Genomic DNA, 18,109 nt, shown 5'->3' with positions numbered 1-18,109 from the left:
CGCCTGGAGAATAATAATGACAGCACGTGATAAGGCCAAATGGCTCAGATTCCTGATACTGATCCTCGGTGGCGGCACCATCTATAAGCTGGCGAACCTGAAAGACGCCTTCTATGTACCCATGCAGCAATTCATGGGCTTGACCCATACTGAAATCGGCTTGCTCCTGAGCGCTAACGCCATCATTGCCACCGCGCTGTTTGTCGTGGGTGGCCTCCTCGCAGACCGTTTCGACACTCGGAAGCTGATTCCCATTGGCCTGATCGGCACCGGCAGCCTGGGACTCTACCTGGCGACCTTTCCGCCCTTCAGCAATCTGCTGGTCGTATTCGGCCTGTTGGCTGTCTGCGCCGACTGCATCTTTTGGCCCTCGCTGCTCAAAGCCATCCGCAATCTGGGCGATGACAAGGAGCAAGGACGCCTATTCGGACTTTTAGAAGGAGGCCGTGGGGTCATTGATACCGTGGTCGCGTTCTCTGCCCTGGGTGTCTTCATTGCCATGGGTTCCGGCGAGAATGGCTTGAAATCAGCCATCCTCTTTTACTCGGCGATCGACATCATTGCAGGGACCCTGACCTGGTTCCTGCTCAGGGGCGGCAGTACGCAGCCGGGCACGCAGCAGAAAAATGGCCTATCCAATCTGGTCGAGGCCCTCAAGGTACCGGGTATCTGGCTGGTCAGCCTCAATGTGTTCATGGTCTACATCGTTTATTGTGGCCTGACCTATTTCATTCCCTACCTCAAAGACATCTACGAACTTCCCGTGGCATTGGTGGGCGCGTACGGCATCATCAACCAGTACTTCCTGAAGATCCTGGGTGGTCCTGCGGGTGGCTTCATTGCCGACAAGCAATTCAAGAGTCCGAGCCGTTACCTGAAATGGGCATTCCTGGCACTGCTGCCAACCATGGGCGTGATCATGCTCATCCCCAAAAGCCACGGTTTCATTTATGCGGGCATGGCGGCCACCCTCTCCTTCGCACTCATCGTTTTCTCCATGCGCGGTGTGTTCTGGGCGCCCATGGGCGAAGTGGGCATCCCACAGCACATCACCGGCTCGGCCTTCGGTATTGGTTGCCTGATTGGCTATGCGCCCGGCATGTTCGCTTACGTGATCTATGGCGCAATCCTTGACCGTTTCCCTGGCCAGCCAGGCTACAACTACGTCTTCAGTTTGATGAGCCTGTTGGCCATTCTCGGGTTCATGGTCTCCAGCCTGCTGTGTCGGGCCGTGCAGAACAAAGCCATCGCTGCGAGCGGGAATACCGTACCGCAAACCTGAAAATCTTCCAGGTAACCAGGAGAGGCATGCTCAATGCCTCTTCTTGCGAGGATTCGGTCAAGGGGACACTGGGAGAGGCTGGATTTCAGTGGTCCCCCGCCCGGAACGAAAAAAAGAGGCCGAAGCGGCCGAAGCCTCTTTTTTCAATGCCGAGTACAAATAACGTGCACAGGGAGGCGTTGCGGGTTTTCAGAAACACCGAATGGAATATGCCGCATCGACTCTTGGCTACCTCCCTCGAGCCACCCCGACCTGAGCGACCAGGTCGAGGTGGCCCACTTCAAGGCCTCACAGGTTTAACGCCCGCGTCACCGAAGGTCGAAGCGATCCAGGTTCATCACCTTGGTCCAGGCCGCGACGAAGTCTTTGACGAATTTCTCCTGCGCGTCGGCGCTGGCATAGACTTCGGCCAAGGCTCGCAGCTGCGAGTTTGAGCCGAAGACGAGATCGACACGGGTGCCCGTCCACTTCACTTCGCCGGTTTTGCGATCGCGCCCTTCAAACTCTTCGTTGGCTTCCGAGACCGGTTTCCATTCCACGCCCATGTCGAGCAGGTTGGTGAAGAAGTCGTTGGTCAACGCCTCCGGCTGCTTCGTGAAGACCCCGTGCGGGGTTTGTCCGACGTTGGTGTTCAGGACGCGCAGGCCGCCAATGAGCACGGTCATTTCTGGCGCGCTGAGTGTCAGCAGTTGCGCCTTGTCGATCAGCAGCGCCTCGGCCGGTACGCTGTATTTGCTCTTGAGGTAGTTACGGAAGCCATCGGCGGCGGGTTCCAGGAACCCGAAAGACTCTACATCCGTCTGTTCCTGGGTCGCGTCCATACGCCCTGGGGTGAAAGGCACCGTCACGCTGTGCCCGGCATTTTTCGCCGCCTGTTCGACGCCAGCGCAGCCGGCCAGCACGATCAGGTCCGCCAGCGAGATCTTCTTGCCGCCGGTTTGTGCACTGTTGAACTCGCTCTGGATACCCTCCAGTTTTGCCAGTATGTTCGCCAGTTGCTCGGGCTGGTTGGCCTGCCAAAACTTCTGCGGTGCGAGACGCAGGCGCCCACCGTTGGCGCCGCCGCGCTTGTCGGAGCCACGGAAGGTGGAAGCCGCCGCCCAGGCCGTTGATACCAGCTGCGAGACAGTCAGGCCCGAGGCCAGGAGTTTGCTCTTGAGTGCTGCGATGTCGCTGTCGTTGACCAGGGCATGGTTGACCGCCGGGATGGGGTCTTGCCACAGGAGTTCTTCGTTCGGCATTTCCGGGCCGAGGTAGCGCGAGAGCGGCCCCATGTCGCGGTGGATCAGCTTGAACCAGGCACGGGCGAACGCGTCGGCCAATTGATCCGGATTCGCCAGGAAGCGCCGTGAAATCGGTTCATAGATCGGGTCGAATCGCAGGGACAGGTCGGTGGTCAGCATGGTCGGATTACGCCGCTTGGACGGGTCGTGAGCATCCGGAATAATGCCGGCGCCAGCGCCGTTTTTCGCCGTCCACTGGTTCGCACCCGCCGGGCTCTTGGTCAGTTCCCACTCGAAGCCGAACAGATTTTCCAGGTAGTTGTTGCTCCACTTCGTGGGGGTAGTGGTCCAGGTCACTTCCAGACCGCTGGTGATGGTGTCGCCGCCTTTGCCGGTGCCGAAGGTGCTCTTCCAGCCCAGGCCCTGTGCTTCGAGGCCCGCGGCTTCGGGCTCGGCGCCGACGTTGTCGGCAGGTCCGGCGCCGTGGGTCTTGCCAAAGGCGTGGCCACCGGCGATCAGAGCCACGGTTTCTTCGTCATTCATCGCCATGCGACCAAAGGTTTCGCGAATGTCCTTCGCCGCAGCGAGCGGATCCGGGTTGCCTTCAGGACCTTCGGGGTTGACGTAGATCAGGCCCATTTGCACCGCGGCGAGCGGGTTTTCCAGATTGCGCCCTTGGTCGGTACGGCTCTCCTCATTTTCCCCCGGCTCAGCGACGAGTGGGCCTTCGCCGGGCTCTTGCATTGGCTCTTTATCTTTTCCGTAGCGAGTGTCGCCTCCCAGCCATTTGTTTTCCGAACCCCAGTAGACGGCCTCATCCGGTTCCCAGACGTCCGGCCGACCGCCGGAAAAACCAAAGGTCTTGAAGCCCATGGACTCCAGCGCGACGTTGCCGGTGAGGACGATCAGATCGGCCCAGGAGATGTTACGGCCATACTTTTGCTTGATCGGCCAAAGCAACCGGCGTGCCTTGTCAAGGCTGACGTTGTCCGGCCAACTGTTGAGCGGCGCGAAGCGCTGCTGACCGGAGCCGGCACCACCACGTCCGTCACCGGTGCGGTACGTGCCTGCGGCGTGCCAGGCCATGCGAATAAAGAGCGGCCCATAGTGACCGAAGTCCGCAGGCCACCAGTCTTGCGAATCGGTCATCAGCGCATGCAGGTCTTGCTTGACCGCCGCAAAGTCCAGGCTCTTGAACGCTTCGGAGTAGTTGAAGCCCTCGTCCATGGGGTCGGACAGGGACGAGTGCTGGTGCAGGACCTTCAGATTCAGTTGGTTCGGCCACCAGTCGCGGTTCGTCGTGCCACCGCCAGCGGTGGCATGGAATGGGCATTTCGATTCAGTTGCCATGTGTGAGCTACCTTTGGTCGTGTTCATCCAGCTATCCGGCCCGGCCGGGCGCGCAATAGCGACGAGCGAAATCGATGACATAGGCTGCAGGGCCAGCAGTTCGATCAACTGATCATCAAAGCCTCACGGGAATACTTCGATAGCGGCAATCAAGTTGCCAGCCAGGAGGCCCACGGCAAGCCTAGTACGCTTCTGACTCATTCGTATGTCTTATCAGGTCTCGACCGGCCAGCTTACGCCAGCGCTAAATCAATGCTAGACCCTCTATAGAAGATAGCTAATAGCCGCAGTATTGGGTCTTGATAGACACAATCTTTTACTTGAACCCTGGTGATGGAGCAGAGAGTAGCTCTCGTTGAAGACCTTGTTACGTGACCTGCACGGAGGAGGACCAGATCATGAATCAGCGCCCGCGTCGCACGGCCGTCCACGAAGCTGGCCACGCCCTGGCCTTTTGGTGGAATGGTCAGCCCATCAAGCGCGTCACTGTGCGCACCAGGACGGAAGCCTTCAGCGGCCCAATGATTGATCTGCGCGGCAACCCACAAAACGTAGAGGGGTTGGTCGAGGCTGATTACTTTGTCCAGCACCCAGCCCTCAACGCCCCCGGGATTGCTGAATACCTGCCCTCTATGGTCGAGTCAATTGAACGAGACCTTCTCAATTGCTTCGCCGGCCCGGTGGCCGAAGCCGTCTACCGGCACACCCAATCTGACAAATTCATCGGCGCCAGCGGCTGGGGTGACCGGCGCCGGGGTCACGAATTGATAAGCTTGCTGCCCGCACGAAAGCTGCTCGACGCCGAATCCCGGGCAATCGCCCGGTCCAGTTGTCTGGTGCGCCGGTACTGGCCCGCTGTCAGCGCTGTGGCGGATCTTCTACAAGCGCACGGCACGGTTGACGGGGACGCTATAACAGCGCTGCTGTGCGAAGTCACCGGGGAGTCACCTGCGCGGCTGACTAATGACCTGGCAACCCTCGACACGGGACGTAACAGGCGGTGGACTGCAGCCCACGCGAAGCTACTTTCCAGCAAGCCCCGGCAATCGTCTGAGCGAACTGAGGGTGACGGTCCAGCAGCTCGATCCTGAAAACCAAGGGCACCTCCCAGTGCGCGCCCGACGATGACTGTATTGCCCGTACGGGAGTCCAGAGAATCGGGCCCCTCACGTATTCTCTCTCGGCGGCGACTTATGCCACGGATAGCCCTTCGCGCTGAGTTGAAAGGCGTAATCGAATAAACGCTTCATGTACTCGCCATCGAATTTCTGATTGCGCGGAAAGTAGAAGTCAGAGCCGATGTACGCAAGATTGAAGTCCGCCTCATCCTGCAGCGCGATACGGTAAATTCGATCCAGGTCGCTTATTCCCTGGGTTTGAATCAAGGCACTGATGGCTCGACCGCCGATGTTCAACGTACGGCGCTTCGTCCCGGACCATTGCGGCTCCAGTCTCCCATTGCGAATGACATAGAAATGACGCCCGCATCGCAAAATGGCTCCAGGGACCTTGTTCAGCGCCATCACGGTGCCAGGTGGGTATAGGAACACCTGAGTGATGACCCCTCCATCCACGTGCATTTCCTGGAACTGATGGCCGTCGACCTCCACATCGATCATGACCGGTGAGACGGCGCCGGGAATACTCATCGATGCGACCATGATGTTGCGAAACAACTCGAGCGCTCCCGGTGCCTGGCTGGAGGCAATAGCCCCCATGTTCCAAGTGACTGGCCGCGCTGAATCGAGGTCGGTTGTGCCGATCATCAGCAGTCGTCCTTTTGCGTATTGCGCCGCGATCGCCGCAAGCACCTCAGGCGTGACGTACTTTGCAATGAGCCGCGACAGTGGCTTGCTGTCCGCCATACCGTCGCTGGCAAGCCGGGTCAGGACATTTCGCGAATGGAAAAAGTCTTTTGGACCGATTGCGTTGGAAATCCCCAGGATGACGCTATCGTACTGAGGCCCCAGGTAGGCGAACGGGGCGACCAGCGCGCCTGCGCTAATACCCGTGACGACCTTGAACATAGGTCGAGTCCCATGCAGGGTCCATCCCGCGATAAGTCCCGCCGCAAATGTGCCTGCGTCGCCGCCACCCGAAACGGCCAGCATACTTGCCAACGGCAGGATGTCGCTTGGCTTCCCTGCTCTGACGAGTTCCTCGCGCTCGCGAATGTTGGCCTGAGTTGCATCCTGGATGAACGAAGTCAGATCCAGGTCTAGCCAGTAGCGAGCATTTGGAATGCCGGGGACGACCGCTTTTTCCGTTAAAGCGGGTGGCACAGCGTCACGGCGCTGCAGGCAACCTTGAAGCAACATGTTCAACGTTGAGGCACTTGGTCTGAGCAGGAATGGTTTCAAAACGCCTCCCCCGTTCCCTGCAGTCGACAGCGAAAGCGCTTATCGTGGGATTCGGTGAATTGTCCTTACCCGTGGTGCCCGGGAGGGCTACGCGCAAGCCGACCGCGACACGTTGTTCGAACGTCCAGTAGCTCATCTTGCGCTCCTTTAGGTGAGAAAAAAACTCGATGCCCCCAGGTTCTGTAAGCAATCCCTTGCACTTGGAGACTCTCAATCGTCACTGTTTCAAAGAGCAACAGGTGCACAGATGGCCTGGCAGCCATCAAACGCGGGCTGTTGACCGCCCGCAACGCGAAGCCTGGACAACGACTACTCTTTTGAGATTGACCCACATCGCCCAAGGAGGTTTGCGTGAGCGTCGCGCCCCTGTCCGAACTCGATGCCGCCCTGCCCGGCCTGACCCGCAAGATCCGCGTGCTGGATGCCTTGGCCTGGCCGGATGGGGTCGAGGAGGTATTCCTGGCGCGTTGGCGCGCCGGGCAGGCAGAACTGCCCAGGGTCGAGCTGCGCCCGCGCGAGCACAGCGCCGACATCGCTGCCCTGGAAGCATTTACCGGCCACTGCGATGAGGGGCATCCAGCCGGGCGCTACCTCGCCATGACGGCGCGCAGCTATGCCACGGCCGGGCGCATGCTGGGTGCCATTGGCACGCCCGACTTCACCCGGTACTCGTCAGCGCTGTACCGGCGTCCGGACTTCTACTACCCGAGCCAGAAGCTGAGCATGCTGGACGCGGCCCATTTCTTCCTGAAAACCACCGACGCCCTTCTGGGGGGGGCGCAGATTCCACCGAGCCAGGCCGAGATCCCGGCCGAGGTCTTTGCCGCCTGGATGCAGCCGGAACTGGACCGCTTCTTCGGCCCGGGCCGGATTACGGTGGTGCTCGATCCGACCCTGGCCGCCAAGGCCATCGCCGGGGCGAGTCGCATCCGCCTGCGTGCCAGCGCGCTGTTCTCTGAACTGGACAAGAACCAGCTATTGCAGCATGAGGCCTTCGTGCATGTCGCCACGGCACAAAACGGCGCGCTCCAACCCAACCTGAAAAGCCTGGGCCTGGGTGCGCCACGCACGACCCAGACTCAGGAGGGTATCGCCACCCTGGCCGAGCTGTTCACCGGCAGCATGGACATCAACCGCCTGCGCCGTCTCGCCCTGCGCGTGCTCGCGGTCCAGCAGGCGCTGGATGGCGCCGATTTCATCCAGGTATTCGAAGGTTTTCTCGCAGCCGGTCAGTCCCAGGAGGAGTCCTTCCGCTCGACCCAACGGGTTTTCCGCGGCGCCGACCTGCGCGGCGGTTCGGCGTTCACCAAGGATGCCGCCTACCTGACCGGTTTGCTTGGCGTCCATACCCTGCTGCGCATAGCGATCCGCGACAACCGGCCGGAACTGGTGGGCTATCTGTTCGCCGGACGCCTCAGCCTGGGGGATACCGTACGCCTGGCCCCGCTCTTCGAGTCCGGTTGGCTCCAGGGGCCGGTCCATCTTCCCGCCTGGGTCGCCGATCTGCGGCTGCTCGCCGCCAACCTGGCGTTCTCCGCCTTTATCGCCCGGATCAAACTGGATGTGCTCGATCTGGAGGTGCTCATGGCCTTCGCAGACGAGCATGAAGCCAATGCCAGCGCTTGAGACAGAATCAGAAGTGGTATCCCGGCCACCAGGCGACGGTTAGCGACTGCACTGACTGCCCGCTGAAAGCGCAATGCACCGACGCAGGCGCATCCCGAAATGATGGTCAGCCGAAGATCCGTCGTGGAGCATCCCTTCGGCAACCTTAAACAGTGGTTGTTTGGCAACGCTCGCTTCTTGCTACGAGAGCTAGAGGGTGCGAAAGCTGAATTGGCCTTGGTCTGCGAAGGTCGCTTTTTTCTACAACTCACAACCTTCAATGAAGCGCTTCTTGGAAATTGGCTTGAGCTGCTTTGTAGATCGTTAAGTATGGAAACCCCGTTGCAAATCACAAACTCAGTGCAGTTCCCCGCCCCCCACTAGACACATTGGCTAATCAGTACCTGAGACAAAACTTTGTTCGGCTTTGTCTGTCCATACAAAGTATCTTTCCGTTTTTTTGATCTCTTTTCTGCCGCCTTACGGACGCGTTTAAAGAGCTCGCTCCCAAATCGCTGCATGACGGGTGTATTGAGATCAGCATCAAACCAATGAAATGCGCGAACATCTGTGATGCCAGCCAATAGCACCCCAAATCTCCAGAACTCAATAGGCTCTGAAGAGCTGACTGCCTGGACATACCAATATCTAGACCAAACATTTCGTTTGTAAGCGAATCTCGCTCGTTCGGCAACATGCTCCAGAAACCCACCACCCCAACTACGACTTAGCAGTACCGATGGCTCGTCATCATTTCGCATTCCCTCAACTGTTAACGCCCGAGCAATACGTCCAGGGATGGCCGATTCGACCTCATACTGAATCCAGCTACGAAGCCATACGCTATGACCGCCAGACTCTGCAACAAATACCAAAGTTTCAAGATCGGCATCTGTCATGGCGTTGTCCAGCGCTCTTATCCTTAAATCTGACAAAACCTCAACCGCAGGCCCAGCAAATAGAGAAACTATGTGCTGCGGTACTCGAGCGTGCCCGACCAATAGCTCGATAGGACTCCGCAGGCGTTTCACATGACTTAAAAGAGCAGCAGCAGACGCTGGATCCCCTATAGCCAATGCCTCTGCAAGAACCAAAGCTATGTTACGTATATTTGACAAACGCCCTTTGTCGGTTTCCGCAAGAATACGCTCAACCCAAATGGCTACAGTTTCTGGAGCGACTCTCACCAATCTCTTCAACCCAACAAGATCAGGAACCCGTGCTAGAGCCTGTGCTTTCTCGCTAGTCAAGTCACGCAAATATGCGTTGGACTCGTCACCCAGGATTTCTTGCCGATCAAGAAACTCTTCAACTCCAACCCCTAAGGCTCCCATTTGCTTAGAAAGAGCTTTCAGCGTATCAGAATCCTGTTCATCACGTTCCTCAGCTCGATCTTTTACTGAGCGAGTGATTTCCTTACCATTACGCCCCCCTTCCAAAAACAACTTTCCAAGTTCAGGTTCGGCGGTGGTAATAGGAAGAAGCAATCGATTAATCACCAAACTCACTTCCGAAATCAATTGCCTATCTAGCAGGCCCGCAAACTGTTCAGCAGCAAAACCAAGGAAGCCATGAGTGATCAATGCTGACTCATGAACATTTCCAGTCGAAACGACTGCAGCAGTTACTGCCCTACTTATCCAAAAAGCTTCATCTCCTAAACTGGACTCAGGAATACGTTGTTTCGCTGCAGTGATTACCACATTGTCGAGTTCCGCATCACGGGCTACATATGCGACCTCTGATGCATAAGTCACAACATCCTGATTCTTTTGCTTCAAAGCACGCGCGAGCACCTGCCGGCTATTATCAGTTAAAGCTACGCAATGAGCCGAGGCAAAGAACAATACACGACGGAAAAGACGCAAATCCTGTTCTGTCTCCAATAAGAAAAACTCGAAATCAGTGGCACCCAGAGCCTTAAAAACTTCGCGGAACGCATACCAATCCTCAACACTACCAGGGAGCTTGAGATATAACTGCAGTTGCTCATTAGCTTCAAAATGCGGGAGCAAGCTGAGGAGAACCGAAGCCGGCACATGCGTCGTATCAGAACCGACTAAAAGATCGGATTTCTGAACAAGCCGATTGTAACCATAGTGCACCGCCTCTAGTGTCTCGCGATCAAACAAAGGACTAATCCATTGCAACTGCCAACTGAGCTGCCTGAGCGGCATATAACTTCTCACCTGAGCCTCACGAGCAACCTTTCGCAGTAATGGCATTACCGAATCAATATCAAATCGAGCCAAAGCAGGAATAATAGACTCCAACTCGTTGCTTCCCGCATCTCCAACGTATTGACTCCACAAACTTGAGGGCTCCAGTGTGTTTACACAATCAATCCCATTACCAAGGTTCGCTGGAAACTCTGACACTGGATCATAAGGGTCTGTTGCACAGAGGCTCTCCACCTGACGCCAGCGCTCTCCTGGCTTACGAGGATTCAGTCGGTCAGCCTCGATGGAGCCCTGTACCGTTCCAAGCATACGTAAAGCAATCGCTGCTGCCTTCCGGGTCACCTCCGTATGTGGTGAACTAATTAGAGCTTCAACGGCGGCTAGCAAATTGCGCTCAAATTCAGGGAAGTCTATTTTGTTAAATCGAATCACCCAAGCTAGCTCGACATCTGCTCGTTGGTAATCGCCAGTGACGGACCAGGCGAATGCCCAAGCCAAAAAACTTTCTGCATAGGCAGCTTGTGGTCTAGCAGCCAACAAAAAGGCTGCTGGCAGATCTAACTGAGTCGAATCCGGGGAGCCAACGTCCTCACACCATTTCGCAAAAAATCTCTGTTCTTCTTGCGTTAAGTGACTGAGTCTTTCTGAAATCCTCTCTGCTTGCTCTTTAACCCGAGTCGTTTCCCTATCATCAAGCCTCCCCAGTTGACGAGGAACTCGTGACCAGCGGGCGAGCCATTTACCTATACGTAAATCAGCCGCAGATGCTACACGCGGCCGTTCTATAGAGCTGAGCAACGCCCCTAGCAACCATTGGCGTCTTCGAGCATTGGTATGTTCATCATAGGCAGTCTCAGTGGCATCTAAAACAGCTTCTGGGTTTGCATTGGTGTAGGCCACAAGACATTCATATGCAGAGTCAGGAATGTTTTGCAGCTCCAACCATGCAGAGATAAGTGCAGCACGAGCGTGAGCAGGGTAACTTTCCTCAAAGCAGGCAATCCCAGCAGCCGATCGCAAAGCCTCACCAACGAGGTCAAACCCTTGAACCTCTTCAACGATACTATCAATCACTTCAGATGGAGCACGGCCAGACTTTCGAACCTCGTCTTGTAGCTCACGAGCGACCATTAACCCTAAAGCAAAAGGAACTGTCTCGGACTTGAATTCGTAGAAGCCTTCCTCGTTCTCCACCACTTTCAGAAACGCCCCCTCCTCAATGTCTGTTAGGTCATGCTCCACTGAGCGCCCATCACTTCGTTTAGCAGCTCCGGAGTGTTCGAGCCAATCGTCTCGATCAAATTGAACACCTCGATTTTTACGCAGTGCATTAGCGTGAGACCGAAGTAGCTTTTCAAAGTCACGAATATTGTGGGCTGTGAGATCACCGCGCTCTTCTAGACGACGCCTCCAATACTCTAATAACAAACGCTCTATTGTGAGTTCATCTGCATTCGCAGATAAGCGACCAAGTAAATCTAAAGCAACGGAACAGATTCTAGGATTGCGCATAAACTCACGCACCGACGATGGAATGCTCTCGGCAGGAATACCACGTCGTAAAAGCAGTTCGCAGAGCTCCTCAGTTTGGTAACCTCCCACTCTTACTGGGATGATATTGATCCCCGCCAAACGGGGTGCTATCTCACGATCCCAAAACCGTTCACGACAGGTTAAGATCAAGCGCCCACCAAGCTTTTCCACTTCTGCCACTAGCCTAACGATTGTGTCGGCCCACGGCATACCACTCCGTTCATTGAGCCCATCAACTACGACCAAGAATCTAAGCGGATCATTTAATTGAGCAGCTGGGCGCTGCCTCCATCTACGCAGTCGTCGCCCCCAACGCTCTGCGGACTCATCAAAGTCACCCTCCCCTTGAGCTGAAATTAGCCTCGCCAAAGTGCCTAGTGGATCCTTTGGATCGATTAAGTCGACAACCTGAGTACCACCGATGATTAGTATGGGTTGAGGCGCTGCTTTCACCCACAATTGTGCAGCCAGCCAAGATTTTCCGGCACCTTCAGGCCCGAGGATAGCAATACATCCTAAAGCCGGTTGCGGAGAGAAAACTGCATTATTTAAAGCAGCTTCAATTGAGGGGCGAGCAATGGCCGGGAATGCACTATCTTGCACTGTCAGATATTGACCAAACGCTTGTTTTGACGACAATCGCTCCGAAAACACTCGACTACACCAGGTCCGATTTGTCTCAGAAAGTGTCCCGAGGCCAGAGTAACCCGCACTAGCTTCCTGCTTTAATTTTTGATGCGCTGATAAAAATGCGTGGTCCGCCTCAATATCTGCAAGTGCAGCATCAATCTTTGATGCGAGTCCAACTGCTGTATGAATCTCAAACCATTGCCTGACCTTCCCACGAGCACTTGCTAAAAGCACCGCCAATCGCGAAAGCTGTGCCATAGTCCAATCAAGCATCAGCAAACTGATGCCACGCTTTTCCAGCATGGCTTCCAACTTCGCGAGCACGCCGTCTCCCATTTCAGATGTTGCACAAAGCACCCACACATCAATATTTGAGGCAAGCTCTTCTGCCGCAATCCAAATTTTCCCTGCTACATCCTCCAGCCTGAGTGAGTCTTGATACCGCTTAGCTTCCATTGCAATCGCAAAGTGAGCACGAGGGGTGCTAGCGTCACGCCCGAATTGAGAACCGCTCTTTGCCAGCCTAAAGGTCAACCCCGTGAGATCAGCCAGAGCAGTAGCAACAAGACCTTCAAACCCATTTGGGCCCGCTGGAGATAAGGACAAGAGCTCAGAGCGCAAAAAATCCAGAGACTGCTGAAGCGATTTGCCGCTGATGGGGGGTTGACTCATAAATTGTTCCGTCCATGAAGATAGAAAAGTGCCAGCCTGGAAGGACGGCGAGCGAACCTCAGGTGTAGCAGGGACTTCAACTGAAAAACATCAGCATCTAGTAACAGCCCTAACCACTCAACCAAACAGAGGCTGAGGTGATAGGAGGAGTAATGTGTGTTTCTGTATGGGTGCAAAAAACGGGCTCACCTTTACCACGATAATCTGTACAACCCCAGATGTCTTGCCGGCGCCATGTAGAGCCATCCGGCTACCCGTCACCTAGTACAACGGAATCCAGCCTCCGCAGCGCAATCAGGTAGTGCCCCTCTATACGCATCGGGGACCGGTAGTCCGGACAGAGGAATTCAGTATGCATGCAACGGCCATAGATCGAGCAACCTAAAAAACGCTCTCTGTTTTACTGTTGGTTCGCAGGGTTAGCTCTCCCATCTGACACGCAGAAAAAGTTTGCCCCCCGTCCAACGCGAGATTGAAAAAGCGAAGCGGTTCTGCGCAATCGATTGGCCCAGACCGAGATCTGCCTCACTATAACGGCCAGCATAAGGATGCTTGCCCATAACTAGCAGCTGGAAGATGGCGACCGCAAGACCAAAGTTGTCATGCGGCTGAGTGCGCTTGACACTACTAAGGCTGACACCATGAAGCTCCGGTTGCGTGAAGTCCTCGGTGCCGACCACACAAGGCTTCAACGAAATGTTTGTGCCAACGCAGCAACGCCCAAACAAGTCTTGACCTAGGGGACGCCGAAAAAATGGACCTACAATCGCTGAATGCTGCTGGAGCGCAGTGGATTTCAGCGGAATATCACACAAACGAAAAAAGACCCGAGGGTCGTTTCTTCTTTCTCCTTGGAATTCAGTGGAACCCCATGGGCCCCCGTGTCAGGGTAATTGTCGCCTCTCCGAATTCTTAAAAAGCATTCCGGGGGCGGCAAGAGTATGGTCATGCCTTTCTATTCACCCGAACGAAAAGCTGCACTGCTTAAAATGATGTTTCCTCCACTCAGTCTCTCTATGGCAGAAGTCGCGCGCCGAGAGGGTTGCAGTGATATGTCCCTGTTTTATTAGGTAAGCAGACCGTGGACACGCCAATGATAAGGGGATCGGCGTCTGTCCCCGGGCCGGTTCAAATTGCAACTAAGCGACGTGGCACTCGTCGAGGGAGGTCCGACCGATTTGCTCGAGCAACGCCAAGGGCAGACAGATGCCCTCACGCATCGCACTCGCGTAAGCCTCCTCTTTCGCTTTGCCAGGATGGTAGATGCCCATGGCTGCAAGACGCGTCATTTGCTCCGCCAGCCGAGATTCGAAGCGCTCATCGAGTAACCGGGGAGCAATGGCTATGACCAGCAATCCCGAGCCGGGTGAGTCGTTGCCTGCACGGTAGTCCGGCGCGTCCAGCGACCAATTGGCGCCCGTAACACAGCCGGCAAGGACTTCGACCATCAACGCGATGTTCGCTCCGCGACTGCCACCGAACGCCAACAAGGTGCCATTCAATGCCTCGCGAGCACTCAGTGTTTCGTTGCCCTGCGCGTCGACGGCCCATCCTGCGGGAATAGCCTCCCCCGCTTCGGCCGCTCTAAGGAGGTTGACGTACGCCGTTGCGCTGCTTGACTGGTCAATCAGCACTTTGCGCCCATCCGCACCTGGCGCGGCAAACGCCATGGGATTAGTCGAATACATAGGACGGCTCTGGCCTGAAACAGTCAGCAGCGGCGGGCCATTGGTGAACGCCAGCCCGACGAGTCCTTCAGCCGCCAGGCGACGGGTGTAATAACCCAGTTCACCACAGGTAAACGCATTGTGCTGGGCGAACAGGGTGATGCCCTGCTGTTTCGTGGTAGCACAAAACGACGCGAACGCTTGGTCGAATCCCAACTGCGCAATGCCTCTTTGCGCATCGCAGCGAATCATGGCTGGCGCCACATGGGTCATGATCGGCTCCACCGCTCTTGCAATACGTCCGGTGGCAAATCCACTCAGGTAATCGGGCAAATGGGCGAAGCCTACCCCCTGCATGCCATGGGCCTGTGCAGAAACAGTGGCATTGGCGAGCGCCTGCGCCACAGCCTCGCTGGCCCCGTAGGCTAAACATTGCTGCCGAGCGAAAGCGGTAGCTTCTTCAAGCGAAAGACGCTTGACCAGTGAAGGATCGTCCATCATTTCTCCAGAGCAGTCTTGAGGCCAGCGCAGGGGCCGAATCGTCCGCAGGAGCAGTCGGCTCGTTCGGCCCTCTGCCACGTGTTATTCCAACAGGCGAGGCGCCCCCACATCGGCTGCTTTGTGATCAAGTCCAAAGGATGCGAGGATTTCGGCGATCTCTCCAGAACGGTGCAATGCCTGGATATTTTCACTCAGCGCGTGACCCAGTGCAGCATTGGATTTGGTGTAGGGGAAACTGGTTTGCCCAGGTTCAAGGGTGGCTTTTACCCGGGGATCGGGCTCCGATACTTTGATGCTATGGCCCTGATACGCCCCCTTCTGTTGAGAGGCTACACCGACGGCGAAGCTGTCAGCACCGGCCTGAATCCTGTTGGACGCCAGATCTTGTGCCATCGCCACGGGATTGGGATACAGAATCAGGTTGTCGCCGAGGACTTTTTTCAGATCGTCCACCCAGAGATAACCCTGTACCGTGCCGACACGCTTGCCTTCCAGTTCGGAAATCCTGGAATAGCCTTGAGGGGAGATAATCCCCATGACGTCCAGGTACAAGGGGGCCGAAAGCCCAAGTACCTTGTTACGCTCCGCTGTTCGGTACCAGTCACCGATGGCAACGTCTGCACGTTTGGCAATCACCGACTGAATGACGGCCGCAGGGTCCACGACAGTCGACTTGATTTCAAGACACTCTTTGGCCGCCACCCGCTTGATGATCTCGCCGTCAACACCGCTCGCCTGATTGTCAGGGCCCGGGATCGAATAGGGAGGGAATACCCATGCAGCGACGGTCAAGACTCCCGGAGTGAGGGTTTCAAATTGGTGGGCGGGTTTACAGTCAGCAAACGCATAAGGTGCGCCAGCGACGGCCGAACACAGGAATGCCCAACGGATAATGCCTTGAAATGACGTCATCATTACTTCACCTTTCCAATGAGAAAGCATCGTTTGAAGAAAGCAGCGTGAGTGAAATGTTCATGCTTGCCGGCTCGGCGCCAATCTTCTCTCCAGTGCCGCCACACCCAGGGTCGCGGGCGCGCAAACAGCGGCATACATCAGTCCCGCCAGGGCCAGCACGGGCATGTACTCAAACGTCGACGAGCCGATGGCCGAGGCGCGGCTGACGATTTCCGGGAGAGCGATGGTGAAGCACAGCGATGAGGCCTGGAACATCATGATCGAGAAGCCGAGCAATGACGGCAGTGCCACCCGCAAGGCCTGGGGCAGAATGATGAACCGCAGCGCGTCGACGCGGCTGAGGCCGATCACCTCGGCGGCTTCGTTCTGCCCCTGGGCCACGGCCTCAATGCCGCCGCGAATGATTTCGCTGGTGTAGGCCGCCGCGCAGTAGGCCAATGCCAACGCCGCCGCCCAAAATGAAGTCAGCGTCAGATTCACCGAGGGCAGGCCAAAATAGAAATACTGCAGCAGGATCAGCGCCGGGGCGCCGCGCCCGAGTTCAACGATGATCAAGGCCGGGTAGCGCAGGGTCTTGCTCGACGCAGACACCCCGAGGGCGAGTACCAGCCCCAGGACAATCCCGAGGACCAGGCTGACGGCGGTGACCTGCATGGACAACACAAAGCCCTTCCACAGCTCGGGAAACCAGGCCGCCCACAGATTCAGAAGTTCTGTCATCGGGAAATCCTCTGCTTCAGCGTGGTAGACAACCAGCGGGAAAATAACGCCACCGGTACGCTGAGGATCAGGTAGACCAAGGCCGCCGCGCTATACACGCCCAACCCCTGAAAGGTTTGCTGGGACACTTGATAGGCCTCAAAGCTGATATCGCCGACACCGATGGTCGAGGCCACCGCCGAGTCCTTGAGCAGGCCAATCGCATAAGTCGCCGAGGTGGGAATGGCGATGCGCACCAACTGCGGAAGGATGACATCAAAAAAACGCTGCGGCGCCGTCAGGCTGAGAACATTCGCCGCCTCGTATTGCCCGTCCGGAATTGCCGCGAACGCGCCTCGGTAGACTTCGGCCATGTGCGCCGCGGTAATCAGCCCCAGACCGAGCACCGCGGCGGCGAATGGCGACAGCGTGACGTACCCGCCGCCAATGCCGAAGAAGATAAAAAACAGCCAGACGATCGGCGGAATGGAACGCAAGGTGAGCACCAGCATTGCCGCGCCAAGCCGGCACACACGCAAGTTCGACATGCGCAAGGCGCAGATTGGAAAACCCATCACCACGCCGATGCTGAAGGCCCCCAAAGTCACGGCGATGGTCCAGGGCACACCGCGCAGCAACACACTCAGTATGTCCAGCATCAGCGATTCCTCACAGCCTGCAGAAACTGGATCACCCGCTCGTGCCGTGGGTCACGCATGACTTGCACGCTGGGCCCCTGCTCGATGATGCGACCTTCAGCCATGACCACTACCCGATCGGAAACGGTCTCGGCAAAATGCATTTCGTGGGTGACGACAATCATCGACATCCCCTCGCGCGCCAGCTCTTTCATCACCGCCAGCACTTCCAGCCCCAGTTCGGGATCGAGCGCCGAGGTCGGTTCGTCGAACAGCATCAGTTCGGGTTCCAGGGCCAGGGCCCGGGCGATGGCGATGCGTTGCTGCTGGCCACCGGAACAGCGCGCCGGATAGTAATGGGCCTTGTCGGCGAGCCCGACCCGATCGAGCAATTGCAGGGACCTTGCATCGGCTTCCTTGGCGCTGCGGCCCATAGTGCGGATCTGCGCAAGGCTGACATTGCGCAGCACCGTGAGGTGCGGGAACAGGTTGAACGACTGAAACACCATGCCGATGCGCCGGCGCAACTTCAGCAGCTCGCTCCTGGGCAGCGCACGCCCGGCCTCGATGTGCACGCCGGCCATGCTGACCCGGCCCCGGGTCGGCGGCTCCAACTGGTTGATGCAACGCAGCAAGGTACTTTTTCCGGATCCGCTGGGACCGATGATGGCCACCACTTCACCCTTTTCCATCTCAAAGCACACATCGTGCAAGACGGGATAGGGACCAAACTGCTTATGGATGGCATCCAGGCGCAGGAACGGCTCGGCATTCGACTGCAGGCGCGGCGACAAGGACGGTGCGGTTTCGATCGCGGTCATGCTGCTCATTATTTTTTCTCCGTACAGGGTGGG

11 protein-coding genes and 1 pseudogene are annotated in these 18,109 nt (G+C 56.8%); 4 read left to right on the top strand and 8 right to left on the bottom strand.

Annotation, left to right across the window (positions count from 1 at the left end):
• The first annotated feature begins 16 nt into the window (after window positions 1-16).
• Entirely contained in the window at window positions 17-1,282 is a 1,266-nt protein-coding gene (locus AC3IUA_RS12740) for an MFS transporter (protein ID WP_489361354.1), read from the top strand.
• Window positions 1,283-1,590: 308 nt separating this feature from the next.
• On the opposite strand, the gene katG is transcribed toward AC3IUA_RS12740, so the two are convergent.
• Window positions 1,591-3,882: a catalase/peroxidase HPI gene (gene katG / locus AC3IUA_RS12735; protein WP_489361353.1), complete on the bottom strand. Its 2,292-nt coding sequence runs from the start codon at window positions 3,880-3,882 to the stop codon at window positions 1,591-1,593.
• Window positions 3,883-4,253: 371 nt separating this feature from the next.
• Here katG and AC3IUA_RS12730 point away from each other — a divergent pair, with 371 nt between their 5' ends.
• The gene (locus tag AC3IUA_RS12730; RefSeq protein ID WP_489361351.1) at window positions 4,254-4,946 is read left to right on the top strand and encodes a hypothetical protein; all 693 of its coding nucleotides are present in this window, start codon (window positions 4,254-4,256) and stop codon (window positions 4,944-4,946) included.
• A 75-nt stretch (window positions 4,947-5,021) separates the two neighbouring features.
• Here AC3IUA_RS12730 and AC3IUA_RS12725 read toward each other — a convergent pair whose 3' ends face one another.
• On the bottom strand, window positions 5,022-6,215 hold the full coding sequence (locus AC3IUA_RS12725) for a patatin-like phospholipase family protein (RefSeq protein WP_489361350.1): 1,194 nt from the start codon (window positions 6,213-6,215) through the stop codon (window positions 5,022-5,024).
• A gap of 351 nt (window positions 6,216-6,566) precedes the next feature.
• Here AC3IUA_RS12725 and AC3IUA_RS12720 point away from each other — a divergent pair, with 351 nt between their 5' ends.
• The gene (locus tag AC3IUA_RS12720) at window positions 6,567-7,841 is read left to right on the top strand and encodes a peptidase MATCAP family protein (protein WP_489361348.1); all 1,275 of its coding nucleotides are present in this window, start codon (window positions 6,567-6,569) and stop codon (window positions 7,839-7,841) included.
• Window positions 7,838-8,060 (top strand): annotated as a pseudogene (locus tag AC3IUA_RS12715) (IS5/IS1182 family transposase); the annotation flags it as partial. The gene AC3IUA_RS12720 and the pseudogene AC3IUA_RS12715, both read left to right, overlap by 4 nt.
• A gap of 140 nt (window positions 8,061-8,200) precedes the next feature.
• On the opposite strand, the gene AC3IUA_RS12710 reads toward AC3IUA_RS12715, so the two are convergent.
• The 6 genes from AC3IUA_RS12710 to AC3IUA_RS12685 all read right to left on the bottom strand — a co-directional run bounded on the left by AC3IUA_RS12710 (window position 8,201) and on the right by AC3IUA_RS12685 (window position 18,085).
• Window positions 8,201-12,835 (bottom strand): NACHT domain-containing protein, encoded by a 4,635-nt coding sequence (locus tag AC3IUA_RS12710; RefSeq protein ID WP_489361347.1) that lies wholly within the window; start codon window positions 12,833-12,835, stop codon window positions 8,201-8,203.
• 1,139 nt (window positions 12,836-13,974) lie between these two features.
• Window positions 13,975-15,000: an Ldh family oxidoreductase gene (locus AC3IUA_RS12705; RefSeq protein WP_489361345.1), complete on the bottom strand. Its 1,026-nt coding sequence runs from the start codon at window positions 14,998-15,000 to the stop codon at window positions 13,975-13,977.
• A gap of 84 nt (window positions 15,001-15,084) precedes the next feature.
• A complete protein-coding gene (locus tag AC3IUA_RS12700) occupies window positions 15,085-15,918 on the bottom strand; it encodes a substrate-binding periplasmic protein (RefSeq protein WP_489361343.1) in 834 nt (277 codons plus the stop codon).
• Window positions 15,919-15,975: 57 nt separating this feature from the next.
• On the bottom strand, window positions 15,976-16,638 hold the full coding sequence (locus AC3IUA_RS12695) for an amino acid ABC transporter permease (protein WP_489361342.1): 663 nt from the start codon (window positions 16,636-16,638) through the stop codon (window positions 15,976-15,978).
• Window positions 16,635-17,276 carry an amino acid ABC transporter permease gene (locus tag AC3IUA_RS12690; RefSeq protein ID WP_489361340.1) on the bottom strand — a complete coding sequence of 214 codons (642 nt, stop codon included), beginning with the start codon at window positions 17,274-17,276 and terminating at the stop codon, window positions 16,635-16,637. The genes AC3IUA_RS12695 and AC3IUA_RS12690 overlap by 4 nt, the downstream gene beginning before the upstream one ends.
• Window positions 17,276-18,085: an amino acid ABC transporter ATP-binding protein gene (locus tag AC3IUA_RS12685; protein ID WP_489361338.1), complete on the bottom strand. Its 810-nt coding sequence runs from the start codon at window positions 18,083-18,085 to the stop codon at window positions 17,276-17,278. The genes AC3IUA_RS12690 and AC3IUA_RS12685 overlap by 1 nt, the downstream gene beginning before the upstream one ends.
• Window positions 18,086-18,109: the final 24 nt, after the last annotated feature.

This window comes from Pseudomonas sp. KH_050, assembly GCF_057838875.1.
The sequence above is the reverse complement of the archived record's forward strand: the minus strand, read 5'-3'. Positions and strand labels throughout refer to the sequence as shown.